General features: G+C 62.1%; 4 protein-coding genes. 1 reads left to right on the top strand and 3 read right to left on the bottom strand.

Annotated elements, in window-relative coordinates; genetic code table 11:
- Positions 1–190: 190 nt before the first annotated feature.
- The 3 genes from B7O88_RS11750 to rpmE all read right to left on the bottom strand — a co-directional run bounded on the left by B7O88_RS11750 (position 191) and on the right by rpmE (position 2,622).
- Positions 191–1,453: a malic enzyme-like NAD(P)-binding protein gene (locus tag B7O88_RS11750; RefSeq protein WP_088276140.1), complete on the bottom strand. Its 1,263-nt coding sequence runs from the start codon at positions 1,451–1,453 to the stop codon at positions 191–193.
- Positions 1,454–1,583: 130 nt separating this feature from the next.
- Entirely contained in the window at positions 1,584–2,402 is an 819-nt protein-coding gene (locus B7O88_RS11745; protein WP_088276138.1) for a thermonuclease family protein, read from the bottom strand.
- Between the two features lie 7 nt (positions 2,403–2,409).
- Positions 2,410–2,622, bottom strand: a complete 213-nt coding sequence (rpmE, locus tag B7O88_RS11740) for a 50S ribosomal protein L31 (protein WP_088276158.1) — start codon at positions 2,620–2,622, stop codon at positions 2,410–2,412.
- A 221-nt stretch (positions 2,623–2,843) separates the two neighbouring features.
- Here rpmE and B7O88_RS11735 point away from each other — a divergent pair, with 221 nt between their 5' ends.
- Positions 2,844–5,060: a primosomal protein N' gene (locus B7O88_RS11735; RefSeq protein ID WP_088276137.1), complete on the top strand. Its 2,217-nt coding sequence runs from the start codon at positions 2,844–2,846 to the stop codon at positions 5,058–5,060.
- The last annotated feature ends 153 nt before the right edge of the window (positions 5,061–5,213 follow it).

The raw sequence follows: 5,213 nt of genomic DNA, 5'->3' as shown, positions 1-5,213 counted from the left end.
TTTTACGTCAAGCCTTTTTTCAGCAATTCACACCGAACGATAAATAAGCCGCTTGCAGGCGTTGCGCCTGCGACGACCAGTCCGGCCGCAGACCAAACCTGCAACCCGCAACTCACACCCACCCGAACAACGAGACGACTGCGCAGGCACAAAAAAACCCGCCGAAGCGGGCTTTTCTTGCACCAAGCGCTTACTTCACGTCTTCAACAGACTTCAGCGGATAGTGCGCCGGGTAGGGCAGCGTCGCAACACCGGAGTCGATGGCAGCTTGCGCAACGGCAGCCGGCACCTTCTCGATCAGGCGAATATCCATCGGCTTCGGAATGATGTACTCACGACCGAATTCCAGAGCAATCCCGCCGTACGCTTCGGAAACGTAGTCCGGCACCGGCTCTTTGGCCAGTTCACGGATAGCGTGAACCGCAGCGATCTTCATTTCTTCGTTGATGCGGGTCGCGCGAACGTCCAGGGCACCACGGAAGATGAAGGGGAAGCCCAGAACATTGTTAACCTGGTTCGGGTAGTCGGAGCGGCCAGTAGCCATGATCACGTCAGGACGCGAAGCGTGAGCCAGCTCGGGATCGATCTCCGGATCCGGGTTCGAGCAGGCGAACACGATCGGATTTTCAGCCATCAGCTTCAGCTCAGCCGGTTGCAGCAGATTCGGGCCAGACAGACCAACGAATACGTCAGCACCTTTCATGGCGTCGGACAGGGTGCGCTTGTCAGTCTCGGTAGCGAAGATGGCCTTGTACTCGTTCAGGTCATCACGGCCAGCGTGGATCACGCCCTTGCGGTCGAGCATGTAGATGTTTTCGGTCTTGGCGCCCATGCTGACCAGCAGCTTCATACAGGCGATAGCAGCAGCACCGGCACCCAGGCAGACGATCTTGGCGTCTTCGATGGTCTTGTCGGCCAGTTCCAGCGCGTTGATCATCGCGGCTGCGGTTACGATCGCAGTACCGTGCTGGTCATCGTGGAATACCGGAATGTCGCACTGCTCAATCAGCGCGCGCTCGATTTCAAAGCACTCGGGCGCCTTGATGTCTTCCAGGTTGATACCACCGAAGGTGCAGGAAATGCGCTTGACGGTATCAATGAAGGCTTGCGGGCTTTCGGCTTCAACTTCGATGTCGAATACGTCAACGCCTGCAAAGCGCTTGAACAGAACACCCTTGCCTTCCATAACCGGCTTACTCGCCAGCGGGCCGAGGTTCCCCAGCCCCAGAATGGCAGTACCGTCAGAGATAACGGCAACCAGGTTACCCTTACCGGTGTATTTGTAGGCGTTTTCCAGATCCTTGGCGATTTCACGCACCGGCTCTGCTACACCCGGGCTGTACGCCAGAGCCAGATCGCGGGCAGTCGCGGTCGGCTTGGTCAGTTCAACGCTCAGTTTGCCTGGACGCGGGTTGGCGTGATAGGCGAGTGCATCAGTTCTCAAATCAGACATGGTCACTATTTTCCGGTCAGGTTGCTCATGCGGACGACGGAGAGTACATAAAACGTAACACCCTCGCAAGGTTATTCACGAGATCAATGTCAAGGACATTCTCTTACAACTTTGAGTCATCTTGACGTTGTCAGTCACTGCTCAGCGGGTGTAGCTGAGCCGGGTGGCGCAGACTGATCATGTAGCGGCGAAAACCGTTTTGTTGCTCGCGACGGTCAGCCACCCAGCCACGCACTTCAATCTCTCGCCCGACCCAACTGGCGCCCGGCACAGACGCAAAGTTCACCAGATCCCGGCGTTCCAACCTGAGCGTCAGCGGCCCTTCCAAGTCGATCCAGATCGCCTGACTCTCCTGAGTGACCGCAGCGACCCGGCCGCGCAGCAAATGAAAGCCGCCTTCGGCAAGCTCTTCGACCGACCGCACCACATCCGCCTGCCAGAGTCCTCTCCGGGCCTGACGCGCGTCGCGCTCAGCCGCCAGGTAGCAGTCCGCAAGCGCCGCATTGGGTGGAATCACAATCGCATAACCAAGACCAGCCTGCAGCAGCTGCGCCTCAACGCTGCGGCCGTGGCTGTCGAACAGATAGCCCAGCGTACGACCGTAATGATCCTGCGGATCATCACCGACCTTGAGCTGCAGCGACTCGCTGTCGACCAGCGCCAGCAGCTCGCGCCGCGCGGCCTGCGCCCAGGGCTCCGACGCCTTGCCGTCACGCCCGATCTCGGGGGTATTGATACCCGCCAACCGCAGCCGGCGGCCATCGGCCAGGCGCAAGGTGTCGCCGTCAGTAACACTGCGCACAGACACCGCCTCAACGCCCGGCGGCATGACGCAGGAAGCCTGTGGCGGGTCAGCCTGAACGCAGCCAGCCAGTAAACTGCAGACAAGAAAAAAGGCGCCCACAAGGGACGCCTTCTTTTCGTTTGCCAGAGCCACAAGGGCCTGCATGGCAAACTTACTTGCTGCTGACCGCGCCAAAGCGAGCCTTGAAGCGCTCGATACGGCCGCCGGTATCCAGAACCTTCTGCTTACCGGTGTAGAACGGGTGGCACTCGGAGCAGACGTCCAGGTGGATCGGAGCGCACAGAGTGGAACGGGTCTTGATCACCGCGCCGCAGCTGCAGGTCGCTTCGATTTCTTCGTACTTCGGATGCAAATCAGCTTTCATGGTATGTCCTCGGTTGGTTTGTGCCGCCACCGGATCAACCTGATCGGGCACCGCACTCTGAATCTGTTCTACCAGCCAAGTGACTGCATGCCACAAGCGGCGCATACAGAGTGACCGGAAAATAGGCCGGCGATGATAACAGAATCCGCCAACGACGCAAGCACCATTGTTTTCCGCCCGTCGGTGGTAACATCAGCGCCACGCCCCATGGAGTGATCTGCGTGACCGGACCTATCCTGCAAGTTGCCCTGCCCTCACCGCTGAGACGCCTGTTCGACTACCGCGCGCCGCGGGGAGTCAGTGCGGCCGACCTGCAGGTGGGCCAGCGGGTTCGCGTACCGTTCGGCAATCGCGCCATGGTGGGCATGATCGCCGGCATCAGTGACCACACCGAGGTACCGGCCAATCGACTCAAGCCCGCCGAGGCGCTGCTCGATCTGACGCCAGTTCTGCCCGACAGCCTCTGGCGCCTGTGCCTGTGGACCGCACGCTACTACCAGCACGGCCTGGGCGATACTCTCAGTGTCGCCCTGCCGGTCCTGCTGCGCCAGGGTGAACCGGCGTTGGCCCGCCAGGACCAGCTCTGGCAGCTGCAGCCCGGCGCCTACCCCGAGCACCCGGCGGTGCAGCGCGCGCCCAAGCAAAAGCAGGCGGTGCAAATCCTTGCCCAGCACCCGCATGGCCTGTCCCACGCACTGATCGGTCAATGGGGGCTGAGCCGCGACACGCTGGTGACCCTTGAGGGCAAGGGCCTGGTCCAGCGTATCGAGCGCTCACCGCACCATGTCGCCGAACCGCTGCCTTTATTAAGGCAGGCGCACCTCACTGCCAACGCCGAACAGCAGGCGGCACTGGACGCGATTCTCGGTGCCGAGGGTTTTCATACCTGGCTGCTGGAAGGGGTAACCGGCAGCGGCAAGACCGAGGTCTATCTGCAGGCCATCGAGCGCTGCCTGCTCAGCGGCCACCAGGCGCTGGTACTGATCCCGGAGATCGGCCTGACCCCCCAAACCCTGAGCCGCTTTCAACAGCGCTTCAGCGCACCGGTGGTGATTCTCCATTCCGGCCTGAATGATCGCGAGCGACTGGATGCCTGGATCGCTGCCCGCGACGGCGACGCATCCATTGTTATTGGTACCCGCTCGGCGATCTTCACCCCGCTGGCGCGGCCCGGCCTGATCATCGTCGATGAGGAACACGACCTTTCCTATAAACAGCAGGACGGTCTGCGCTACAACGCGCGGGATCTCGCGGTCTACCGCGGCCACCTGGAACAGGTTCCGGTGATCCTCGGCTCGGCGACGCCATCGTTCGAGAGCCTGCACAACGTGCAACAGGGCCGCTACCGGCACCTGCGCCTGACCATTCGCGCCGGCAATGCCAAGACCCCAACCTTCCAGTGCCTCGACATCCGCAGTCGACCGCTGGAAGGCGGCCTCTCCCGCCCGTTGACCGAGCTGGTCGGCGAACACCTCAAGCGCGGCAATCAGGTACTGGTGTTCATCAACCGCCGCGGCTTTGCCCCGACCCTGATGTGCCACGACTGCGGCTGGATTGCCGAGTGCCGGCGCTGCGACGCGCGCATGACCGTGCACCAGTCGCCGCCGCACCTGCACTGCCATCACTGCAACAGCCAGCGCCCGCTCGATCGCCACTGCCCCAAATGCCAAAGGGAGGACCTGCGCCCGCTGGGTGCCGGTACCGAGCGCACCGAGGAGTTCCTCAAGGAACGCTTTGCGCACATCGACGTACTGCGCATCGATCGCGAGAGCATGAGCCGCAAGCGCGCCATGCAGGACATGATGGACACCATCCAGAGCGCCAGGCCGTGCATTCTGGTCGGCACCCAGATGCTTGCAAAGGGGCATCACTTCCCCAACGTAACCCTGGTCGCCATTCTGGACGCCGACGGGGGGCTGTTCTCCGCCGACTTTCGCGGCCCCGAGCGCATGGCACAGATGATTACTCAGGTCGCCGGACGCGCCGGACGCGCCGAAAAGCCGGGGCAGGTCATCATTCAGACCCACATGGCCGAGCACCCATTGCTGATCGAACTGACCGAGCGCGGCTACCCGGCGATTGCCGAGCGCGAACTGGCCGAGCGCGAAATGGCCCAGCTGCCGCCCTACCGCTTCATGGCGCTGCTGCGCGCCGAGGCCAACCGGGCCAGCGCCGCCGAGGACTTTCTCGAAGCCGCGCTGGAGCAGGCCGAGATGCTGATCGGCCAGCACAACCTGCCGGATATCGACCTGCTCGGCCCGGTACCCTCACCAATGGAGCGCCGCGCCGGACGCCACCGTGCCCAGCTATTAATGCAAGCGGTCCAGCGCTCAGCCCTGCACCAGCTGGTGCACATGCTGCTGCCGCTGCTGGAACAGCACCCGCAGGCGCGCAAGGTGCGCTGGTCGATTGATATTGATCCGCTGGATATGTTTTAGCAGTGGAGTGATGGCTTCCGCGCTCCGCCAGACCGGACGCAGAGCGTGGGAGCGATCAGGGGTGTTGCAATGCGTGAAGACTGCACGGATCCACTCCCCGTTTACGCGGGCGAGTAACGCAGGATTGGCAGGAAAAAGGACAGCAGCCTGTTT

Source organism: Halopseudomonas aestusnigri, from assembly GCF_002197985.1.
In the GTDB taxonomy this organism is placed as follows: domain Bacteria; phylum Pseudomonadota; class Gammaproteobacteria; order Pseudomonadales; family Pseudomonadaceae; genus Halopseudomonas; species Halopseudomonas aestusnigri.
Note: the sequence above shows the minus strand (reverse complement) of the source record. Positions and strands in the feature narration are given on the sequence as shown.